At 66.1% G+C, this 18285-nt stretch carries 20 protein-coding genes; 7 read left to right on the top strand and 13 right to left on the bottom strand.

Going from position 1 to position 18285, the window contains the following annotated elements:
• Nucleotides 1-34 precede the first annotated feature (34 nt).
• From G3572_RS11275 to G3572_RS11265, 3 genes are all read left to right on the top strand, one after another.
• Nucleotides 35-1621 (top strand): ABC transporter substrate-binding protein, encoded by a 1587-nt coding sequence (locus G3572_RS11275; RefSeq protein WP_164611833.1) that lies wholly within the window; start codon nt 35-37, stop codon nt 1619-1621.
• A 63-nt stretch (nt 1622-1684) separates the two neighbouring features.
• Complete coding sequence (locus G3572_RS11270; RefSeq protein ID WP_164611831.1) at nt 1685-2146, top strand: GAF domain-containing protein; 462 nt, start codon at nt 1685-1687, stop codon at nt 2144-2146.
• Nucleotides 2143-3222 (top strand): M24 family metallopeptidase, encoded by a 1080-nt coding sequence (locus G3572_RS11265; protein ID WP_164611829.1) that lies wholly within the window; start codon nt 2143-2145, stop codon nt 3220-3222. The genes G3572_RS11270 and G3572_RS11265 overlap by 4 nt, the downstream gene beginning before the upstream one ends.
• Before the next feature lie 139 nt (nt 3223-3361).
• Here G3572_RS11265 and G3572_RS11260 read toward each other — a convergent pair whose 3' ends face one another.
• From G3572_RS11260 to rpsO, 3 genes are all read right to left on the bottom strand, one after another.
• Nucleotides 3362-5221 carry a response regulator gene (locus G3572_RS11260; protein WP_164611827.1) on the bottom strand — a complete coding sequence of 620 codons (1860 nt, stop codon included), beginning with the start codon at nt 5219-5221 and terminating at the stop codon, nt 3362-3364.
• The gene (locus G3572_RS11255) at nt 5214-5699 is read right to left on the bottom strand and encodes a methanogen output domain 1-containing protein (RefSeq protein ID WP_164611825.1); all 486 of its coding nucleotides are present in this window, start codon (nt 5697-5699) and stop codon (nt 5214-5216) included. The genes G3572_RS11260 and G3572_RS11255 overlap by 8 nt, the downstream gene beginning before the upstream one ends.
• A gap of 414 nt (nt 5700-6113) precedes the next feature.
• On the bottom strand, nt 6114-6383 hold the full coding sequence (gene rpsO, locus G3572_RS11250) for a 30S ribosomal protein S15 (protein WP_164611823.1): 270 nt from the start codon (nt 6381-6383) through the stop codon (nt 6114-6116).
• 365 nt (nt 6384-6748) lie between these two features.
• Between rpsO and G3572_RS11245 the strand changes: the two genes are divergently transcribed.
• Nucleotides 6749-7846, top strand: a complete 1098-nt coding sequence (locus G3572_RS11245) for a calcium-binding protein (protein WP_164611821.1) — start codon at nt 6749-6751, stop codon at nt 7844-7846.
• Between the two features lie 15 nt (nt 7847-7861).
• Here G3572_RS11245 and G3572_RS11240 read toward each other — a convergent pair whose 3' ends face one another.
• From G3572_RS11240 to rbfA, 4 genes are all read right to left on the bottom strand, one after another.
• Nucleotides 7862-8392 carry a DUF1643 domain-containing protein gene (locus G3572_RS11240; protein WP_164611819.1) on the bottom strand — a complete coding sequence of 177 codons (531 nt, stop codon included), beginning with the start codon at nt 8390-8392 and terminating at the stop codon, nt 7862-7864.
• 121 nt (nt 8393-8513) lie between these two features.
• The gene (gene truB / locus G3572_RS11235; RefSeq protein ID WP_164611817.1) at nt 8514-9419 is read right to left on the bottom strand and encodes a tRNA pseudouridine(55) synthase TruB; all 906 of its coding nucleotides are present in this window, start codon (nt 9417-9419) and stop codon (nt 8514-8516) included.
• A 4-nt stretch (nt 9420-9423) separates the two neighbouring features.
• Nucleotides 9424-10149 carry a phosphodiester glycosidase family protein gene (locus tag G3572_RS11230; protein WP_164611815.1) on the bottom strand — a complete coding sequence of 242 codons (726 nt, stop codon included), beginning with the start codon at nt 10147-10149 and terminating at the stop codon, nt 9424-9426.
• 1 nt (nt 10150) lies between these two features.
• The gene (gene rbfA, locus G3572_RS11225) at nt 10151-10606 is read right to left on the bottom strand and encodes a 30S ribosome-binding factor RbfA (RefSeq protein WP_164611813.1); all 456 of its coding nucleotides are present in this window, start codon (nt 10604-10606) and stop codon (nt 10151-10153) included.
• Nucleotides 10607-10696: 90 nt separating this feature from the next.
• Between rbfA and dapB the strand changes: the two genes are divergently transcribed.
• Both dapB and G3572_RS11215 read left to right on the top strand, forming a co-directional pair.
• Nucleotides 10697-11506, top strand: coding sequence for a 4-hydroxy-tetrahydrodipicolinate reductase (dapB, locus tag G3572_RS11220; protein WP_164611811.1), 810 nt, complete (start codon nt 10697-10699; stop codon nt 11504-11506).
• A 65-nt stretch (nt 11507-11571) separates the two neighbouring features.
• The gene (locus G3572_RS11215) at nt 11572-11949 is read left to right on the top strand and encodes a dihydrodipicolinate reductase (protein ID WP_164611809.1); all 378 of its coding nucleotides are present in this window, start codon (nt 11572-11574) and stop codon (nt 11947-11949) included.
• 62 nt (nt 11950-12011) lie between these two features.
• Here G3572_RS11215 and G3572_RS11210 read toward each other — a convergent pair whose 3' ends face one another.
• Nucleotides 12012-12194 carry a DUF1674 domain-containing protein gene (locus G3572_RS11210; RefSeq protein WP_164611807.1) on the bottom strand — a complete coding sequence of 61 codons (183 nt, stop codon included), beginning with the start codon at nt 12192-12194 and terminating at the stop codon, nt 12012-12014.
• 72 nt (nt 12195-12266) lie between these two features.
• Between G3572_RS11210 and G3572_RS11205 the strand changes: the two genes are divergently transcribed.
• Complete coding sequence (locus tag G3572_RS11205) at nt 12267-13511, top strand: RsmB/NOP family class I SAM-dependent RNA methyltransferase (RefSeq protein WP_164611805.1); 1245 nt, start codon at nt 12267-12269, stop codon at nt 13509-13511.
• Between the two features lie 90 nt (nt 13512-13601).
• Here G3572_RS11205 and G3572_RS11200 read toward each other — a convergent pair whose 3' ends face one another.
• Genes G3572_RS11200 through G3572_RS11180 form a run of 5 tightly spaced genes read right to left on the bottom strand, consistent with a single transcriptional unit; the run spans nt 13602 to nt 18259 of the window.
• Nucleotides 13602-14342, bottom strand: coding sequence for an SDR family NAD(P)-dependent oxidoreductase (locus tag G3572_RS11200; protein ID WP_164611803.1), 741 nt, complete (start codon nt 14340-14342; stop codon nt 13602-13604).
• 2 nt (nt 14343-14344) lie between these two features.
• The gene (locus tag G3572_RS11195; protein ID WP_164611801.1) at nt 14345-14926 is read right to left on the bottom strand and encodes a DUF3833 domain-containing protein; all 582 of its coding nucleotides are present in this window, start codon (nt 14924-14926) and stop codon (nt 14345-14347) included.
• Nucleotides 14923-16221: an MFS transporter gene (locus G3572_RS11190; protein ID WP_164611799.1), complete on the bottom strand. Its 1299-nt coding sequence runs from the start codon at nt 16219-16221 to the stop codon at nt 14923-14925. Before G3572_RS11190 ends, G3572_RS11195 begins: the two co-directional genes overlap by 4 nt.
• Nucleotides 16218-16970 carry a DUF1365 domain-containing protein gene (locus G3572_RS11185; protein WP_164611797.1) on the bottom strand — a complete coding sequence of 251 codons (753 nt, stop codon included), beginning with the start codon at nt 16968-16970 and terminating at the stop codon, nt 16218-16220. The genes G3572_RS11190 and G3572_RS11185 overlap by 4 nt, the downstream gene beginning before the upstream one ends.
• Nucleotides 16967-18259: an NAD(P)/FAD-dependent oxidoreductase gene (locus G3572_RS11180; RefSeq protein ID WP_164611795.1), complete on the bottom strand. Its 1293-nt coding sequence runs from the start codon at nt 18257-18259 to the stop codon at nt 16967-16969. Before G3572_RS11180 ends, G3572_RS11185 begins: the two co-directional genes overlap by 4 nt.
• Nucleotides 18260-18285 lie beyond the last annotated feature (26 nt).

Raw genomic sequence — 18285 nt, 5'->3', positions numbered from 1 at the left:
GGGGACAAGCTGCGGCACCCAACAGGAGAGACACATGTCCTTTCTTCGAACCACGCTGGCGGTCAGCCTGATCGCGCTGGCCACCGCTCCGGCCCTTGCGGCCACGCCCGACACCGCGCTGGTGATCGCGCAGAACATCGACGACATCGTGACCATTGACCCGGCCACCGCCTACGAGTTCAGCTCGGGCGAATATGTGACCAACACCTATGACCAGCTGGTGCGCTATGATGCGACCGACACCACCACGCTTTCCCCCGGACTGGCCGAAAGCTGGGAAGTCGACACGGCGGCGAAAACCGTGGTGTTCAAGCTGCGCGAGGGGGTGACGTTCCACTCTGGCAACCCGCTGCGCGGCGCCGATGTGGTGGGCAGCTGGAAGCGCGTTCTGGTGCTGAACAAGGCCCCCGCGTTCATTCTGGGCACGCTGGGCTGGACGGCGGAGAACATCGAGGAGATGGTGACCGCCGATGGCAATACGGTGACCGTGCGCTGGGAAGGCGATTTCGCGCCGTCTTTCGTGCTGAACGTGCTGGCGTCGCGCCCTGCGTCGATCGTCGATGTGGAAACCGCAATGGCGAATGCCACCGATGACGACATGGGCCACGCGTGGCTGAACGCCAACAGCGCAGGCACCGGCCCCTTCAAGCTCGCGCGGTTTGCCCCCGGCGAGGTGATGATGCTGGCGGCGAACCCCGACTATTTCGGCGGCGCGCCCAAGGTTGAACAGGTGCTGATCCGCCATGTAGCCGAAGCGGCCACCCAGCGCCTGCTGCTGGAATCGGGCGATGTGGACATGGCGAAAAACCTGTCGCCCGATCAGGTCGCGGGCCTTGCCGGCAATGCGGCGGTGAAGGTGGAAACCTATCCGCAGACCGCCGTGCACTGGATCTCGTTCAACCAGAAAACCGAGGCTTTGCAGAACCCTGCCCTGTGGGAAGCCGCCCGCTATCTGGTGGATTACCAAGGCATGGCCGACAGCTTCCTGAAGGGCCAGATGGACGTGCATCAGGCCTTCTGGCCCGAAGGCTTCCCCGGCGCGCTGACCGAGACGCCGTTCAGCTATGATCTGGAAAAGGCCAAGCAGATTCTGGCCGAAGGCGGCGTGACGACACCGTTGAAGATCGAACTGGATGTCATCAATTCCGCGCCCTTCACCGACATCGCGGCCTCGTTGCAGCAGACCTTCGCGCCTGCGGGGATCGACTTCGAGATCCTTCCGGGAACGGGGGCGCAGGTGATTACCAAGTATCGCGCGCGGACCCATCAGGGGATGCTGCTTTACTGGGGCCCCGACTTCATGGACCCGCATTCCAACGCCAAGGCCTTTGCCTATAACGCCGACAACTCGGATGACAAATACGTGTCCACCACCACATGGCGCAACGCGTGGATGCCGCCCGAGGAGATGAATGCCAAGACCTTGGCCGCGCTGTCGGAACAGGACGAGGACACGCGCAACCAGATGTATCTGGAGCTGCAGAAATCGGTTCAGGACGAGTCGCCCTTTGTCATCATGTTCCAGGCGATCAAGCAGGTGGCGATGGCCGAGAAGGTGCAGGGCTATGTCAACGGGGCCAGCGCCGACTTTGTCTTCTACCGTCTGGTGGAAAAGAACTGATCTGACACGAAGCGGGGCGGCATCTTGCCGCCCCGTGGCATCAAAATGACCCAAGGTATCGCCATGACTGATCCGACAGCCGTTTTCGCGGCTTTGCACCGTGCTGCGCAGGACGCCGCCGGAGCGCGCCTGTTCACTGTGACCGTGCTTGACCGCAAGGCAGACCTGGTCCGGCGTGCCTATACCTCGCACCCCGAGGACTATCCGGCGACCGGCACCAAACCGATGCGCTCCGACGCGTGGTCGGATGTGGTGATTGACGGCCAGCGCAGCTTTGTCGCCAATACGACGCCGGAATTTGCCATCTATTTCAACGATCACGCGCTGATCAACGCCTTGGGCTGCCATTCGGCGCTGAACATTCCGGTGACCGATGGCGGTCAGGTGGTGGGCACCGTGAACGTGCTGGATGTCGAGGGGCATTTCACGCCGGAACGGGTGGCGGTGCTGGAGGCGCTGGTGGCCAAGCACAAGGCGGACCTGCTGGCCGCGATTGCCAGCGTGCCGATGGAGAACCCCGCATGACACGGCTGGACCGTTTGCGCGCGAGGATGGAGGCGACGGGCACCGGACTTGTGGTGCTGGCCCCCGGAGCGCATATGCGCTGGCTGCTGGGCTTTGCGCCCCATCCGGACGAGCGCCCCTGCCTGTTGCTGGTGGGGCCGGAGCAGGCGGGCTTTGTCATGCCCGCGCTGAACGCCGCCGATGCGCGCCAGCACACCGACCTGCCGTTCTGGGACTGGGCCGATGCGACCGGCCCTGCGGCGGCGCTGGAGGCCGCGGTGCAGGCCATCGCGCCCAGCCCGCGCCGCGTGTCGCTGGACGAGTCGATGCGGACCGACCACGGGCTTCTGGTGCTGGACAGCCTGCCCAATGTGGCGCGCGGCTTTGCCAGCGACACCGTGGGCGCGCTGCGCATGGTCAAGGATGAGGCGGAACTGGCGGCCTTGGCCGAGAACGCCCGCATCGCCGATCTGGCGCAGGCGGCGGTGCGCGCGGCGATCCGGCCCGGCATGACCGAGGCCGACCTTGCAGATGTGGCGATGGCCACCTTTGCCGCGCATGGCGCGCGGTGCGAGTTCGTCATTGTGGGCGCGGGGGCCAATTCGGCCTTTCCGCATCACCACACCGGCAGCACCGTGCTGCGCACCGGCGATGCGATCGTGGTCGATATCGGCGCGCGCAAGGACGGGTATTACTCCGACATCACCCGCATGGCCGCTGTCGGCCACCTGCCCGAAGGCTATGCCGAGGTGCATGCGGTGGTGGATGCCGCGGTGCAGGCGGCGCTGGCGGCCATTCGCCCCGGTGTGGCTGCCCATGTGGTGGATGATGCCGCGCGCGGCGTGATCGTGGCGGCGGGGTATGGCGAGTATTTCACCCACCGCACCGGACACGGGCTCGGATCGGAAGTGCATGAGCCGCCCTATATGACCGCGACGAACACGATGCTGCTGGAAGAAGGCATGGTGTTCACCGTGGAGCCCGGCATCTACCTGCCGGGGCGCTTTGGCATCCGGCTGGAAGAGGTGGCCGTGGTCACCGCAACCGGCGCGCGCATTCTGTCGGGACTGCCGCGCGATGTGCATGTGGCGGGGTAAGGCGGCCTGCCCTGCCGCCCCGTGTGGCCCTTGAGCCGACCCGTGCGGGGCATGGACCTGAGCCCCGCACGGGCAAACCTGCCTGCACGGCTCCGGCGAGGGACGCAGGTTTCCGTGACGCCTCGACGGGCGGCCGAGCCTATTTCACCATGACGGATTTCAGGTAATCTTCCAAACTCGCCCGTTTCAGCGGTTTTGAGAGAACGTCATCCATATTCGCCTCAAGACAGGAGTCCCGTATGGCCTTATCGACATGTGCCGTCAGACCGACGATACGGGCCGGCTTGGTCGGGTTGGACCGGAAATAGGCCTGCGTCGCCTCTATCCCGTTCATATCGGGCATGCTGATATCCATAAACACCAGATCAAAGCCACCGGCCGCCAATAGCGTGAGGGCCTGTTTGCCGGACTCCGCTTCGGAAACCTTGCAACCCAGCAAAGTCAGTATCCGCGCCAGCATGCTGCGGTTGACCATATTGTCATCGACAACCAGCACCGAAAGCCCGAAGGACCCCAAGGCAGGACGCGGCGCAAGATCGGCCTTTGCGCGCGAGGCGCCGGCACCCAGATCCATGATGACGCGAAACGACGACCCACGACCGGGAACGCTGTCGATGCTGAGAACGCCGCCCATCCGGATCACGGCGCGGTTTACAAGAGACAGGCCGATCCCCGCCCCGTCTTCGATTTTGGTAAACTTCTCTTTGCCGGTTTCAAACTCTTTCAGAAGGCGTTCCTTCTGGCTCATATCGAAGCCGACCCCGGTGTCGCTGATATCGAGGTCAAGTCGCAGGCGACCATCATCGAGGGTGAATATGCCAAGATGGGCGTTCACCATGCCATTCGATGTAAACTTCAAGGCATTTCCGATAAGGTTCTGCACAATCTGGTGGAACAGATATTGATCGCCCACCGCATTTGCCGACAGCAGTCCGGTCTGGCTAAGGGTCAGAGTATTGCCGCGACGGACCGCGAAAGCCTTCATCTGGTCTATGACGCTTTTGACAAGTTCTGCGGGGTCGAATGTCTCTACCGGACTGTCCGACTGCAGGCGCGCTTCGAACTTGGTAAAATCAAGGGCGCGATTGACCTGATGCAGGGCTTCTTCGCTCGCCGTGGTGGCGATCTTGTGCAATGCGCGCAGTTCCTGGTCTTCGAAGCCGTGAAGGTCCATCAACTCCAGCGCCGAGATAACCCCGTGAAGGGGTGTGCGTATCTCATGGCTCATCGTGCTGAGGAAACGGCTTTTGGCCGCGTCCCGCGCGGAGGCCTGCTGCGCATTCGCATTTGCATCCTTGGCCTGCTTCATGGCCTGTTCGAGGCGGGTTCTATCGGTCCGGTCCGCAATCAGCACGACGTAGATAGCACCGTCCACGCTCCGCGATTGACCGATCCGCACATCCAGGGTCAATTCCTGTCCGGCGGGGGAAGTCTTTGCAATTCTGACGGATGTCAGTTTCGACTGCCGGTCAGGGTTCGCAAAAATGGCCTTGAAGGAATATTCCGGCAAGAGCGACGAGATATGCTTTACCTCGCCCAGAATATCCTTGCACGCCTTGTTCGTCTCGAGGACTTTTCCGTCGACATTGCAGATCAGCACACCATCTGCGGTGGCCTCGAGCACCTGCTGCAAGGTGACAGAATGTCTCGCGCCGCGAGACACGGATTCATTGAGATTGGTCAGACCTTGGGTGATTTTCGAGAAATGGTTATCTCTTGGCCGCACTTGCAGGTAGATAAGATGACTGTCTGCCAGATGCAGGGCAGTGAGGCTTGCACTATGCCGTTCGTGATCTTTGCCCAGAAGGCTTGCAGGCACACTGCCGCTGGTGCGCGCGGCATGCCGGGCAGCGCTTTTCAGGCGGTCATCAACAAAAACGCCGTCGAATAACTGTTTGAATTCCGAGTTGAACGAAATCACGGTGCAGTTGGGCTGAAGCACGGCGCAGGGATAGTTTTGAACCTGCACAAACGCTTCCACGAGTTTCAGGTCAACCATCGGTATTTTCTATCCGATAATATTCCCTGCCGGGAGCCGTGTTCTTGTTGAAATGCAGCTTTACCCGGCACATTCCATCGCCGGCTGCGATCGTTTTCTCCAATTCGACCTTTGCATATCCCTTGCATTGGGATGCGATGAAACCAAAGACATTCGATGTCATCATGCAGAGCGATTGTCGCCCCTCGACACGGCTGCCGAAAGGACATTTGTCGTTGAAAAACACCAGCGACGAGGCCGTGTCTTCTTCGATCCGGAAGCCGCCGTCGATCTTGGCTTTCAGGTCCACCAGAACAGGACCAAGCTCGGCGTCTTGCATCGGATGGTCCGGCCCGAAGCCCCGCTGCGTGTAGATTCTTTCGCCCATGAGCTGCCCGACAACGGTCACATAGCCTTCGGCATCCTGCAAACCGACGGTATCCTCCAAGAGGCCGGTCATGTCGCGGATCAGGTCAAGACAAAAGCTTTCGCGGTTCACATCGCACTCCTTGCTCGGCTACGCATCGATAACGGAATATTTTACGCGCAAGTTTCACCCGGCAAGGCACATTTCCAAAAAAGGCGCGCCGTGCCGGAATACGGCCGGATGTTCTTTGCTGCTGGCAGGTCTGGACACGACAGGAAACCGTGGGCCGAGGGTTTTGGCGGGTTGATGTAGTGGAACGGCCGTCCGTCTGGCGTTTTTAGACGGGGGGCCTGAGGTTTGCGTTAACGCAGACCGGCGCTTCGCAACGGGAAGGTCGGCACAACGCGGTCGTGCGGCCTGCGCCTGCACCGCAATGCCGCGCGGCGAAATTCCGAGAGATGCGGCCCATGCAAGCGCGCCCGCCCCCGAATGCAAAACGCCCACCCCTTTCGGGGCGGGCGCTGGCTCAACCGGAGCTGAAACCGCTTAGCGGCGCAGGCCGAGGCGGCCGATCAGCGAGGTGTAGCGGGCCTCGTCCTTGGCCTTCAGGTAGTCCAGCAGCTTGCGGCGCTGGGCAACCATCATGAGAAGGCCACGACGCGAGTGGTTGTCTTTCTTGTGGCCCTTGAAATGCTCGGTCAGGGTCGCGATGCGCGACGACAGGATCGCCACCTGAACTTCCGGCGAGCCGGTGTCGTTCTCTTTGGTCGCGTATTCCTTGATCAGGCGGGCTTTTTCTTCGACGGTGATCGACATCGGATGTCTCCTTAGGCAGAAGGGTGATGGTGCGAGCCGGGATGTCGTCCAGCAAGACCGTTGGCCCCCGGCATGCACCGGGGATGCGCGCGTATAGGGCAAAGCGCGGGCAAAGGGAAGCCCCGGCGCAGGGGCGCGACGCGGCTTGGGGCAGGTTTCCTGCGGGTTTCGCCATGATTCGCGCGAAAGGCGGCGACGGATTGGCGGCAAGACCCCGTTAACGAAGCCCGCAGATTCCCGCGCCGATCTCTGGGCGGGCGGGCCGATTCGTGCTAGCTCTGGACTCGCGGTTTTCGTTTGCAATCGGGGGTTTGCGCGAAAACCTGGTTAACGCGCCGGGGTGCGGCAGGTATGGGGTGTGGGTGATGCTGGCATTTCTTGCCATACTGGGGGCGTTCGGGGCGGGCTTTGTGGCCGACAGCCTGACGCGCGCATCGGAACCTTCGGACGAGGCGGACCCCGACACGCCGGACGACCCCGCAGGGGAAGAGGCGCTGCCCCCGCCCGGAGAAGACCTCGCGCTGGACTGGCTTTTCCCCGATGACGCACCCGAGGCGGAGCCGTTTGACGCACCGGAGGGTCTCGCGCCTGCCGGCACCCCTGCAGGAGCCGTTGTCGAAGGCATGCCGGTGTCGGATGACGTGCCGGAGCCAGCGCCGCTGCCGGTGCAACAGACGGGCGGCGCTGCGGCAGACATCCTCGGCGGCGGTGCGGCGGCAGACCGGCTGGCGGGCGGCGGCGGCGATGACCAGCTGACGGGCCGCGCGGGCGATGACCGGCTCTTTGGCGGCGCGGGGCGCGATTACCTCGATGGCGGCGAAGGCGATGACAGGCTGCTCGGCCACGGCGGGAATGACAGCCTGATCGGCGGCGCAGGCGATGACCTGCTGCGCGGGGGCCGCGGGGCCGACCATCTGGCGGGCTGCGAAGGCGATGACAGTCTGACCGGCGGCGGCGGGGCCGATACGCTGCTCGGCGGCGAAGGGCAGGACACGCTGGACGGCGGCATGGGCCGTGACTGGCTGGCGGGCGGCGCGGGGCATGACCTGCTGACCGGCGGCGGCGGGCAGGACACGCTGGACGGTGGCACGGGCGATGATACGCTGCGGGGGGGCTTTGACACGCGCAGCGACGCGGCAGCAGATTTCCTGAACGGCGGCGCCGGCGATGACACGCTCTGGACCGGCCCCGGCGATATCGCCACCGGCGGAGAGGGGGCCGACCACTTCCATCTGCAGGATTTTGCCCCCGGCCTGCCGCTGGCGCAGATCACCGATTACAACCCCGACGAAGATGAAATCCTCGTCCTCTACGATGCCGCCCTCCATCCGCAGCCCAGCCTGACCGCTGTCCCGGTCGAAGGCACGGCCGATATGACGCTGGCACTTGACGGTGTGGCGGTGGCGCTTATCCGCGATGCCGCAGGGCTTGACCTGTCGCTGATCCGCCTGCGCGCCGCCTGAACTCTGCGCCGCGTCTCAGACCCACGGCTGCGGCTGCTGGGCATAGCCGATGTAGAGCGGATGCTTGGGCTCCCCCGCGGCGGTCAGCCCCAGATGCCAGAGCGGCACTCCGGTGCCGCGCAACAGCGCGGCCACCGCCGCGCCGCGCCCCAGATAAAGCCCGTGCGCGCCCCAGGCACAGACCACCCGATGCGGCCGCCACGCCTCCACCGACGCCAGAATCGCCGCATCATTCCCCGGCCCCACCGGATCGGCCGCCGCCCGCATCACCCGGGGGTCGGTCGCACGATAGGCAAAAATGTTGACCACCCGAAAGCCGCCAAAGCCCAGGGCCCGCGCGCGCCGCTCGCAGCGCTCCACCGTGGGGTCGTTCTGCGCCTCGGTCGCGGTGGACGGGTTCAGCATCACGAACAGCGCCCGCGCCCCTGCCCCGTCCCAGATCCGCGTCAGCAGATAGCGATAGGTCTCGCAGGGCGAATACACCGCCTCCGACTCCGCATCGCCCTTCAGGTGCCGCCGCACCAGCTGTCCCGCCGCATCTTGCATTTGCTGCTTCCCCAAATACTCCCGCCGGAGGCTCCGCCATCTCCGCCCGGACCGCCGCCGGACCACCGGGCCATGGCAATGCCGCCGCGCGGGGCTCGATGCCCCGCGCGGCGGCACCCGGCTACAGGTTGAACACCCGGCTGGGGTGCAGCTCTCCGGCCTTGTAGATGCCGACCGCCACGGCGCGGCCCTGATGGCTGGCCCAGGCCTCTTCGCCCCAGTCCACGTCCGACGCGAACACCATGCCCGGATTGCCGTTGCGCAACCGCGCCGCCCCCTCCGGAGTGGCGGGCAGTTCGGGCAGATCGGCGAGGCCCAGTTCCAAGGGGCGCAACAGGGCGTCGATCTCGTCGCTGCGGGCAAGGCGTTCGATGTCTTCCATCGTCGCGGCACCCGCAGCCTCGAACGGGCCGGACCAGATGCGGCGCAGCCAGGCGACATGGCCAAGACAGCCCAGCGCCTGCCCCAGATCGCGCGCGATGGACCGCACATAGCCGCCCTTGCCGCAGATCATCTCCAGATCGACATGGTCGACATCGGGGCGGCCCAGCACCTCCAGCCGCTCCACCCGGAGGGGCCGCGCGACAAGGTCCATTTCCACCCCCTCGCGGGCCAGATCATAGGCGCGCTCGCCATCGACCTTGACCGCCGAGACCTGCGGCGGCACCTGCAGGATGTCGCCGCGAAAGGCGGCCAGGGCGGCCTCGATCTGCGCATCCGTGGGGCGCGCCTCGCGCGTTTCCAGCACCGCACCCGAGGCATCGTCGCTGCTGGTCGCCGCCCCGAAGGCCACGCGGAAATGATAGCATTTCATCCCGTCGGTGACATAGGGCACGGTCTTGGTCGCCTCGCCCAGCGCAATCGCCAGAACGCCGGTGGCGTCGGGGTCCAGCGTGCCGGCATGGCCCGCCTTTTGCGCCTGAAACGCCCATTTCACCTTGTTGACCACCGTGGTCGAGCCGACGCCCGCCGGTTTGTCGATGATGACCCAGCCGGAAACGGCGCGGCCCTTTTTCACACGGCCCATGGCTTCAGTTCCTGTTCACGACGGTGCCGACGATCGGCCCCATGGCAAAGCCGATGTCATTGCGGTGGATCGCGGGGGCGTAGAGCCGCGAGATCTTGCCATCGAAATAGAGTGCATCGGGCAGGCCCAGCGCATCGCGGAAGAAGCGGGCAAAGCGGTGGAAGTTGACCCGCCCGTCCGAAATGGCAAAGACCGCGCGGCTGCCATCGGCGCTGACGCCCACGCCGTTGCGGATATAGGTGCTGTCGCTGTCGGGGATCAGCCGCGGGTGCAGCGCGCCGTTCATCACCAGCATCGGCCCCGACTGGGTGGCATAGCGGCAGGCGGGCGGGCGCTGCGCGAAGGCGCGGCTTTCGATCACCGAAAAGCGGTCGCCGATGCAGAAGACGCCATTGGGCAGCAGGCCGAAGTTGCCCGGCCCTTCGCTGGTCACAATCTCCGAGCGTTCGACCCCGTCCTCGATCAGCAGGCCCACCGGAGCGCGGTTGGCGTGATACATGCCGGCGTTCATTGCAAAGCCGAGCGTCTTGCCCTCGGCGGCCAGTTGCGCATTGACCGCGCCAAAGCTGCCCAGATTGCCCTTGGGACCCGCGTGGAACAGGCGCAGGTCTTCGCCCGCCTGCACCTCGCAGGTGGTGAAGGCAGTGTCTTCAAAGGTCACCGTCTGGCAGGTGTTGGCCGCCGCCACCTGCGGCAGCAGGAGCGCGAAAAGGGCGGCAAGGCGCAGCATCCTAGACCGTCCCGCCGCGGGGGCTGTCGTCTTGCCCGTCCCCGTCATCGGGCGCGGCCAGATCCTGCACCACCTTGGGGTCGGCGAACAGGCGGCGGGTCTCGTCCAGACGGTCGAAGGTTTCATCGGGGCGGAAACGCAGGTCGGGCGCGTATTTCAGGGTAAGCTGCGACGCGACGCGGTGGCGCAGTTCGGCCTTGTTGCGGGCAAGGGCGGCAATCGCCTCTTCCACCGGGACGGACCCCATCAGCGGCATCACATAGACGGTGGCCACCTTGAGATCGGTCGAGCACGAGACTTCGCCCACGGTGATCGACATGCGGTTCAGGTCCGGATCATGGATCTCGGCGCGGTTGAGCACATCCGACAATGTGCGGCGGATGAGTTCGCCAACCCGAAGCTGGCGTTGATTGGGGCCATCGCCCGAGGAGGTGCGTTTGTTCGACATGGGGGGCATGTAAGCTGTTTTTGTCTGTCCCGCAACGGCGGGCTTTTGCGGCGCGCGGCAACAGGCTACACGGCTGTTGCGCAACAAGGGGGAAGTGCCATGCAGACCATGCCGGGAATCGTTGTCACCGGAGCTTCGGGCCGGATGGGGCAGATGCTGATCCGCACGATTGCCGCCTCGGGCAAGGCGCGGCTGGTCGGCTGTCTGGAGCGGCCGGGCCATGCGTGGCTGGGCCGCGATGTGGGCGAATGCATGGGCGGCGCGCCCTTGGGCGTGCGGGTCAGCGATGACCCGCTGGAGGCTTTTGCGCAGGCGCAGGGGGTGATCGACTTCACCGCCCCTGCCGCTACGGTGGAATTTGCGGCTTTGGCGGCGCAGGCTCGGGCGGTGCATGTGATCGGCACCACCGGGCTGGAGCCGGGCCATATCGCCGCGATCGAAGCCGCCGCACGGCATGCGGTGATCGTGCGGGCGGGGAACATGAGCCTTGGCGTGAACCTGCTGGTGCGGCTGACGCAGAAGGTGGCGCAGGCGCTGGACGCCGATTGGGACATCGAGGTGGTGGAGGCGCATCACCGGATGAAGGTGGATGCGCCTTCTGGCACCGCGCTGATGCTGGGGGCCGCCGCTGCGGAAGGGCGGGGCGTGACGCTCGATCAGGCGATGGTTTCGGGCCGCCACGGGATCACCGGCGCGCGCGAGCGGGGCAGCATCGGGTTTTCCGCGATTCGCGGCGGCGACATCGTGGGCGAGCATGACGTGATCTTTGCCGCCGATGGCGAGCGGATCGTGCTGCGCCATCTGGCGACGGACCGCGGTATCTTCGCGCGCGGTGCCCTGCGCGCGGTGCTGTGGGGGCAGGACCAGAAGCCCGGCCATTATGATATGATCGACGTTCTGGGCTTGTGATCGGGACCGAGTGAACCAAATCGCAAGGGTCTGCGTATAAGCCCTGGATTGACCATGAGGTTCCCATGCGCCGTCTTGTCCTCGCCCTGTGCCTGATCGCCCTGCCCGCCCTTGCTGCCGCAACGGCGGGTCTTGCCAACCCGCCCGGACCGGTCCGCGACAAGGCAACATTCCTTGCCCTCGTGCAGGACAGGGAATTGCGGATCGGGCTTTACAACCTGTCGCTGCGGGTGACGCCGGATGGCAAGATCACCGGATCGGCGCTGGGCTGGGGGATCAGCGGCAACTGGTCGTGGCAGGACGGGTATTTCTGCCGCGACATCGATTGGAGCGGCTATGTCGTGCCGTTCAATTGCCAGCTGGTCGAAGTGATCGACGCCAGCCGCCTGCGCTTCACATCGGACAAGGGCGCAGGGCAAACCGCGTCTTTCCGCCTGCGCTGAGGAGCCTCAGGCCGCGGGGTGCCGCGCGGCGCGGCGGAGAGGGTCTTGAGGCGGCCCGCCCGTCAGAAGTCGATGGCGAGGCCCTTTTTCTCCCAATCGCCGTAGCGGACGGGTTCCGGCCCCTTGCGGCCGCCGAGTTCGGGCGGCAGCGTCATCGCTTCGGCGTTCCGCCGACGCTCTTCCGCTTCGGCAAGGGCGCGCCGGGCGGCGGGGGGCAGGTCGGGGCTGTGCGCGGTATCGGTCATGGCGGCTTTCCTGTGCGTGTGGTTTGATATACGGCCTTTGCCAAGCGAGACAAGACACGAGGATGCCGCAGCATGAAGGCCGGAACCGAAAGCGTGACCGCACGCAGTGCCGCCGTGGGCATCCTGAACGCGGTTCTGGGCGAGGGGCTGATGCTGTCGCAGGTGGCGCTGCCCGAGGGGCTGGCGGGGCCGGATCGGGCGCGGGCCGAGCGGCTGGCGGTGCAGGTGCTGCGCCAGCTGGACCGGATCGACCGCGTGCTGCGCCCCCTTTTGCGCAAGGCTCCGCCGCTGGCGGTGCTGAACATCCTGCGGCTGGCGGTCTACGAGCGGGCCGAAGGTGCGGCGGCGCATGGGGTGGTGAACGAGGCGGTGACGCTGGCGCGGCGCGGCAAGCGCACCACGCATCTGTCGGGGCTGGTCAATGCGGTGCTGCGGGCGCTGCCGGAAACGGTCGATCTGGCCGCCCTGCCCGCGCCGCAGATGCCGCGCTGGATCCGGCAACCGCTGGTGCATGCCTACGGGCGCGAGGCGGTGGCGGCGATCGAGGCGATGCAGGCGCAGGTGCCGCCCTTGGACATTACGCCCAAGGCGGGCGCAACGGCGCTGCCGGAGGGTGAGGGGCTGCCCTCGGGTAGCATCCGGCTGGCGACGCCGGGGCAGATCACGCTGGCACCGGGCTATGCCAGCGGGGACTGGTGGGTGCAGGACGTGGCAGCAGCGATGGCGGTGCGGCTGATGCGCGTGCAGGCGGGGGAGCGGGTGCTGGATGTCTGCGCGGCCCCCGGCGGCAAGACGCTGCAACTGGCGGATGCCGGAGCAGAGGTGACGGCGCTGGACATTTCGGCCCCCCGCATGGCGCGGGTGGAAGAGAACCTTGCCCGCACGGGGCTGCGCGCGCGGCTGGTGGTAGCGGATGCGCTGCACTGGGAGCCGGAGGCGGGGTTTGACGCGATCTTGCTGGATGCGCCCTGTTCGGCCACGGGAACGCTGCGGCGGCACCCCGATTTGCAGCATGTCAAGGACGGCTCGGAAGTGGCGGGGCTGGTGGCGTTGCAGGCGGCGCTGCTGGACAGGGCGCTGGGCTGGCTGCGCCCCGGAGGACGGCTGGTCTATTGCACCTGCTCGCTGTTGCCGGCCGAAGGGGAAGAGCAGTTGGCGGCAGTGCTGCAGCGGCATCCGGGGCTGCGCGTGGTGCCGCCGGCGCTGCCGTGGCTGCCGCCCGAATGGGTGACCGCGCAGGGCGGTGTGCGGCTGCGCCCCGATTACTGGGGCGGCATGGACGGGTTCTTCATCGCCACGCTGGCCGCGCAGGGCTGAACCGGGCGCTTATCGCTTCCTTGCGGGCGCTCTGCGCACGGCTTGCGCTTCGACCGGCAAGCGAGGACAGCCGGATGGCTGGACGAGCGGCTATTTGCGGGGGGCGAACAGGCGGTAATAGGCCCAATCGGGCAGGAATTGCGCGGCACGGAACAGCCACGAGAACACCAGCGGAAAGCTTTTCTTGAAGGAGTCGCTGTTCATGTGTTCGAACATCTCGCGCGCGGCCTCTTCGGGTTCCATCAGGAAGGGCATCGAGAATTCGTTCTTGTCGGTCAGGCGGGTGCGGATGAAGCCGGGGTTGGCGACCTGCACCTCGACCCCGCTGCCGCGCAGATCGGCGTAAAGACATTCCGCCAGCGACATGACCCCCGCCTTGGAGGCGGTATAGCCGATGGACCCCGGCAGCCCGCGGAAGCCCGAGAGCGAGCCGGTGATCACCACATGCCCCGCCCCGCGCGCCACCATATCCGGCAGGACAGCGCCGATCACACGGGCGCAGCCGGTGAAGTTGACATCGCACATCGCCTCGACCTGTTCGGCATTCCAGTCCTGTGCCTTGGTCGGCCAATAGACGCCGGCAAGGTAGACCACCCCGTCAACGGGGCCGATCTGCGCGGCGGCCTCTTGCACCGAGGCCAGATCGGCCACATCGCAGGCCACCGCGCTGGCCTTGCCCGGCAGCGTGGCGGCGGCGGCGTTCAGACGGTCTTCGGATCGGGCAGACAGGATCACCTCGGCCCCCGCGCGCGAGATCATCTGGGCCAAGGCAAGGCCCAGACCTTCCGATGCGCCCACCAGCCAATAGCGTTTTCCTGTCCAATCCTTCATCGTCAATGTCTCCTTGTAAGGTCTGCGTCCGGCACCTTGCGCATTGTGGCAACCAATTCTGCGACGGTCACCCCGAACTTTGTAAACTGGCTGCGGTTCATGATGGTTCCGTTTTCCATCAGATACATCCAGTCGGTCACGTCAAGTTCATGGCCGCCCGCCTCGGGGTCGAGCTTGATGCGGTAGCGCATCTGCACGGCGGGGCCTTCGGCCTGCCCGAGGCCGGTGCCGACCACATCGGGCGCTTCGGCGCGGATGCTGCCATCATTGCCAAGGCGCAGCGTCCAGCAGCGGTCTTGCACGCTGCCGCTGTCGTAGTGGAAGCGCTCGTTGAGGGTGCCGGTGTTACCTTCCCATGTGCCGACCATATCGGCGACAAAGCGCGAGGTGACGCGCCCTGTGGGGCCATAGATGACGCCTTCGCAAAGGATCGGGCCGCTGAGGTGCTGGCGCGGGTCGAAGCGGGGGCCGCGGCTGGCCAGATCGGCGGGGCGCTGGGACCGGAAGCCCACAAAGCGCCTGGACAGCGCCAGCAGGGCGAGCATGAGCAGCATGCCTGCAAGGATCAGGGCGAAAGTCGTCATGACGTGGCCTCGGCGGTTGGGGTGATGGCGAGAAGTGCCAGTGCGAAGAGTTTGAGCGCGCAAGGCAAGGCGGCGTAGAGCAGCGACAGTGCCCAGAGCGCCTGCGGCGGGTTGCTGGCGCCGGGGGTGAAACCCGCTGCCGACAGGGCGGGCAGCAGGGTTGCGGCGGCAAGGGCCAGCGAGAGTTTGGACATGAAGGACCACAGGCCGAAGGCCGCGCCCTCCCCCCTGCCCAGCGCGGCAAGGCGGCGAGCAAAGAGCGCGGGCAGCAGCGTAAGGTCAGCGCCAAGGGCGGCACCCGAGGCGGCGCAGATGAGCGCGAAGGCCAGCGTATCGCCTTCGGCCAGCGTCACCGCCCAGAGGAAGGCGGCGATGGCAAGAATCATGGCGGCGAGCAGGCTGCGCTTGGCCCCGAAGCGGGTGGCGGCGCGGCTCCACACCGGGGCGGCGGCGGCGGCGCAGAGGAAGAACAGGAGGAGCAGCGGGCCTTCCAGCCCCGGCGCGTTCAGGCGGCTTTCGACGAAGAACAGGAACAGCGTGGAGGTGACGGCGACAGGGGCCGCGTTCAGCAGCGCGATCAGGAGGAGGCGGCGGGCGAGCGGATCGGCCAGCACGGGTCGGAACAGGGCGAGGCTGGCGCTTTGGTCCCGTGCGGCGGGGGCGGCGGCGGTCGGGGCGGCCCATTCGCGGCGCATCGACAGGGTCGCGATCAGCGCGAGCAGCACGAAGCCTGCGGCAAAGCCGGTGAAGGGCTGCGCCGTCAGGCTGCCGAGTGCGACGGGCGCGACGGCGGCGATACAGACGCCAAGCAGGGAGCCGGTCTCCCGCCAGCCCGCCAGCCGCAGATGGCCCGAGGGGCCAAGCCGTGCCGCCTTGTCGACGCCTTGGGCGTAGAACACGATGGTAAGGAAGGAAAACCCGCTGAACAGCAGGGTGAGGGTCAGCGCGAACCACGCCAGCGGCGCGACGGGCGGGGTGATGGCAAAGAGGCCGATCATCGCAAGGGCCATCACGCTGGCCGCGACCCAGACGAGGGCGGCGCGGTGCCTGCGCCCCGCCTCGGCCAGCCAGCCGAGCAGCGGGTCCTGCACCACGTCGATCAGCCGCAGCGCCGCGAGGGTGAAGCCGAGCGCGGCGAGGCTGGTGCCGTAGCTGTCGACGTAGAACTTGGGCGCGTGGATATAGATGGGCAAGCCCGCCACCGCGATCATCGCCGCAAACAGCGACCACGGCCACAGCGGCGCGGACTGCGGTGCCGCAGCGACGGGGCGGGCGGAGGTGGCTCGGGCGGTCATCGGCTGACGTCTTGCGCAGGCGGGGCGGGGCGGGTGCGGAACTTCACCCCCTTGAGCGCCAGTTTCAGCGCCTGCCAGTGGATCAGCGCCAGCACGCGGCGCGAGCCGAGGGGGCGGCGCAGGCAGGCGCGCAGGATCGCCCCGTTGGTCAGCGGCACGCGCGGGCCGATCAGGTTGGTGAAAAGCCCCCCATCTGCCGTGGTGTAATCGATCCAGATGCCGATGCGGGCGTCGGTGATGTCGAAGCGGAAGCTGTAGCTGCCCTCGATCGGCTGGAAGGGCGAGACGTAGAAGATCTTGCGGGCGGTCAGCGTGTCTTCGCGGGTGATCGGGGCCTGATCGTCGTGGTGGATCAGATAGGCGTGGCGGTCGCCATAGGTGTTCGACACCTCGGCAATGGCGCTACGCAGCGCGCCCGTGGCGTCATAGCACAGCCAGAAGGACACCGGATTGAACACATGGCCAAGGATGCGCGGCTGCGCCATCAGGACGATGCGGGCAGGCTCGGCAAGGTCGTGGCTGGCCAGCACCTCGCGCACCCAGAGCGCCCCCCTGCCCTGCCCCGCCGGCCCGCCGTGGTCAGCGTCCCAGAGCGCAGTCAGGTTGCGGCGGTTGCGCGAAAAGAGGCGCGGCCCCTGCACAGGGGCCTCGGCATCAAGCGCCACGTAATCCACGGTATAGCGAAAGCTGTTGCGCACGGCCCCTTTGCGGCCGTGGAAGGTTTCGCCGTGGATCAGGTCGACGGTCATGCGGCCACGCCCGATGCGCTGCGATGGCGCATCGCCTCGACCACATCCACCGCGCTGCCGATCCCGTCCTCGTGGAAGCCGTTCTTCATCCACGCGCCGCAGAACCATGTGTTCTGGGTGCCGTTCAGCGCGCGGATGACCCCCTGCGCCGCGACGGCGGCGGCGTCGTAGACGGGGTGACGGAAGGTCACGCTGTCATAGATACAGTCTTCGCGGATGGCACGGTTGCTGTTGAGCGTGACGAAATGCGGGTCATCCTGCGGGATGGGTTGCAGGCTGTTCATCCAGTAGGTCAGGTCGATCCGGTCGCCCGGCCCGCCCTTCGGCTCGACATAGGCCCAGCTTGACCATGTCTTGCGCAGGCGGGGCATCAGGCTTTCGTCGCAATGCAGCACCGCCTCGTTCGGTTGGTAGCGCACCGCGCCAAGCGCCATGCGTTCGACCGGCGACGGGTCCATCAGCATGGCAAGCGTGTCATCGGAATGGGTGGCAAAGATCACCTCGTCAAAGGAGTCCCATTCGGAGCCATGCGCGCGCACTTGCACCATGCCATCCTGCCTGCGCACGCCGGCGATAGAGGTGCCAAGCCGCAGGTCGACCCCCTGCCGCTGCATCGCCGCGTGCAGGCGGCGCACATATTGCACCGACCCGCCTTCGACGGTGTACCACTGGTGCTGGCCATCGGTGTGCAGCAGGCGGTGGTTGTCGAAAAAGCGGATCATGGCATCGGCGGGAAAATCGAGGATGCCTGCGGTCGGCGTGGACCAGATCGCGCCGGAAAACGGCGTGATGTAATAGTCGCGGAAATAATCGCCGGTGCCGAGCGCGGCCAGCAGATCGCGAATGGTCATGCCCGGTTTGGCAAGGCGCAGCGCGTGCTTGTTGAAGCGCAGGATGTCGCGGATCATCCCGATGAACTTGGGGTTCACGAGGTTCTTGCGCTGGGCAAAGAGCGTATCGAGGCTGGCCAGCGCATATTCGATGCGCCCGCCGTCGATGCTGGCCCCGAAACTCATGGAACTTTTGGCGGTGGGAACTTCCAGCCGTTCAAACAGTTTGACCAGATGCGGGTAGTTCACATGGTTGAACACGATGAAACCCGTGTCGACCGGCTGGTCGCCGCGCTTGCCCGCCATGACGGTGCGGGCGTGGCCGCCAAGGCGCGGCTCGGCTTCGAACAGCACCACATGGTGCAGATCGCCCAGCATATGCGCGGCGGACATGCCGGATATGCCCCCACCGATGACTGCGATGCGACGGGGAGCGGCGGCCATAGTCTCGAACGGCATGAAGAGCTTTCCTTGGATCAGTTTAG

Source organism: Pseudotabrizicola algicola (assembly GCF_010915705.1).
In the GTDB taxonomy this organism is placed as follows: domain Bacteria; phylum Pseudomonadota; class Alphaproteobacteria; order Rhodobacterales; family Rhodobacteraceae; genus Pseudotabrizicola; species Pseudotabrizicola algicola.
Note: the sequence above shows the minus strand (reverse complement) of the source record. Positions and strands in the feature narration are given on the sequence as shown.

What these genes read in the sequence shown, in the direction of transcription:
- truB (WP_164611817.1), bottom strand. Translation starts at nt 9,419, where the DNA reads ATGGGCCGTGTGAAAAAGGGCCGCGCCGTTTCCGGCTGGGTCATCATC.
- G3572_RS11215 (WP_164611809.1), top strand. Translation starts at nt 11,572, where the DNA reads ATGCGCCGTCTTGTCCTCGCCCTGTGCCTGATCGCCCTGCCCGCCCTT.
- G3572_RS11230 (WP_164611815.1), bottom strand. Translation starts at nt 10,149, where the DNA reads ATGCTGCGCCTTGCCGCCCTTTTCGCGCTCCTGCTGCCGCAGGTGGCG.
- G3572_RS11190 (WP_164611799.1), bottom strand. Translation starts at nt 16,221, where the DNA reads ATGACCGCCCGAGCCACCTCCGCCCGCCCCGTCGCTGCGGCACCGCAG.
- rbfA (WP_164611813.1), bottom strand. Translation starts at nt 10,606, where the DNA reads ATGCCCCCCATGTCGAACAAACGCACCTCCTCGGGCGATGGCCCCAAT.
- G3572_RS11265 (WP_164611829.1), top strand. Translation starts at nt 2,143, where the DNA reads ATGACACGGCTGGACCGTTTGCGCGCGAGGATGGAGGCGACGGGCACC.
- G3572_RS11240 (WP_164611819.1), bottom strand. Translation starts at nt 8,392, where the DNA reads ATGCAAGATGCGGCGGGACAGCTGGTGCGGCGGCACCTGAAGGGCGAT.
- G3572_RS11180 (WP_164611795.1), bottom strand. Translation starts at nt 18,259, where the DNA reads ATGCCGTTCGAGACTATGGCCGCCGCTCCCCGTCGCATCGCAGTCATC.
- G3572_RS11185 (WP_164611797.1), bottom strand. Translation starts at nt 16,970, where the DNA reads ATGACCGTCGACCTGATCCACGGCGAAACCTTCCACGGCCGCAAAGGG.
- G3572_RS11200 (WP_164611803.1), bottom strand. Translation starts at nt 14,342, where the DNA reads ATGAAGGATTGGACAGGAAAACGCTATTGGCTGGTGGGCGCATCGGAA.
- G3572_RS11270 (WP_164611831.1), top strand. Translation starts at nt 1,685, where the DNA reads ATGACTGATCCGACAGCCGTTTTCGCGGCTTTGCACCGTGCTGCGCAG.
- G3572_RS11210 (WP_164611807.1), bottom strand. Translation starts at nt 12,194, where the DNA reads ATGACCGATACCGCGCACAGCCCCGACCTGCCCCCCGCCGCCCGGCGC.
- rpsO (WP_164611823.1), bottom strand. Translation starts at nt 6,383, where the DNA reads ATGTCGATCACCGTCGAAGAAAAAGCCCGCCTGATCAAGGAATACGCG.
- G3572_RS11195 (WP_164611801.1), bottom strand. Translation starts at nt 14,926, where the DNA reads ATGACGACTTTCGCCCTGATCCTTGCAGGCATGCTGCTCATGCTCGCC.
- G3572_RS11245 (WP_164611821.1), top strand. Translation starts at nt 6,749, where the DNA reads ATGCTGGCATTTCTTGCCATACTGGGGGCGTTCGGGGCGGGCTTTGTG.
- G3572_RS11275 (WP_164611833.1), top strand. Translation starts at nt 35, where the DNA reads ATGTCCTTTCTTCGAACCACGCTGGCGGTCAGCCTGATCGCGCTGGCC.
- dapB (WP_164611811.1), top strand. Translation starts at nt 10,697, where the DNA reads ATGCAGACCATGCCGGGAATCGTTGTCACCGGAGCTTCGGGCCGGATG.
- G3572_RS11205 (WP_164611805.1), top strand. Translation starts at nt 12,267, where the DNA reads ATGAAGGCCGGAACCGAAAGCGTGACCGCACGCAGTGCCGCCGTGGGC.
- G3572_RS11260 (WP_164611827.1), bottom strand. Translation starts at nt 5,221, where the DNA reads ATGGTTGACCTGAAACTCGTGGAAGCGTTTGTGCAGGTTCAAAACTAT.